Origin of the sequence: Cryobacterium sp. RTC2.1 (assembly GCF_035018685.1) — a bacterium.
GTDB classification, from domain to species: domain Bacteria; phylum Actinomycetota; class Actinomycetes; order Actinomycetales; family Microbacteriaceae; genus Cryobacterium; species Cryobacterium glucosi.
This window is the reverse complement of the sequence record NZ_JASJXJ010000321.1, coordinates 1-949: the sequence shown is the minus strand read 5'-3', so window position 1 is coordinate 949 and position 949 is coordinate 1. Positions and strand designations below refer to the sequence as shown.

Here is a 949-nt window from a genome sequence, read left to right as displayed (position 1 = left end):
TCCTGAGGGTCGGCCACAGCGGGGTACTGAAGGAAGACCATGTTCGCCAAGCCGGTATCTTTGAGCGCGAGCGCAATTTGGACCTGAGTCGTGGGATTGGTCAAGGTGTCAGAGAGGACCATGTTGTCTGTCGCCGCCTTGGCCAGGGAGTACAGCATGACAGGGTTACCGAGGACGCCGCCCGTTTCGACTTTCCGGGCCAACGCAGCCATGAACACTTGCTGGTTGCTGATGCGGCCCAGGTCGCTGCCGTCACCGACACCGTGTCTGCTCCGCAGGAACGACAAGGCCATGTCACCGACGATGCTCTGCTGTCCGGCCGCCAAATGCAAGGGCGGATTCGTGTAGAGGTCATCGATCGGGGAGGCCACACACACGGTGACGCCGCCGATGGCGTTGGACATCGCTGAGACCCCGTCGAAACTGATCTGGGCGGCGAAGGGAATCTGAACGCCGGTAAGTTTTTCGATCGTGAGCACCACGCAGGAAAGCCCTCCGCGGGCGAGCGTCGCGTTCAACATCACCCGACTGGACGCCGACGCCGTCGACCCATCAGATTGCGGACACGCGGGAACAGGGATCATGAGATCCCTAGGGAAACTGATCACACTCACGTTCTGATGGTTTTTCGAAATGTGTAATAACAGGGTGACATCGTTATTGCCCGCACCGGAACTTCCCGCCAAACCTGCGCCCGTCGCAAAAGCCCCACCCTGCCCGGACCGGGTATCCGTTCCCGTCAGGAGTAGATCGACCCCGCCGGAAATGGCTGCGACGTCTGCCGCAGGCGCAGCAGTGCTCCCGGGTGTGTCCGCAAGGTGGGCGAGATGCACGCCCGGTTTCACGCTGCTGGCAACATCCCACGTGGCAACAGCTGCAATAGTCCCCCCACTGACCAGGAGAACGCTCACGGAGAACACGAGCGCGACCCTCACGGTTTGCCATGGGC

The 949-nt window shown here is 61.4% G+C and carries 1 protein-coding gene; it reads right to left on the bottom strand.

The window, feature by feature from the left end:
• Positions 1–911 (bottom strand): LCP family protein (locus QN357_RS19080; RefSeq protein ID WP_323505411.1); only part of this gene is annotated, 911 nt, incomplete at its 3' end.
• Positions 912–949: the final 38 nt, after the last annotated feature.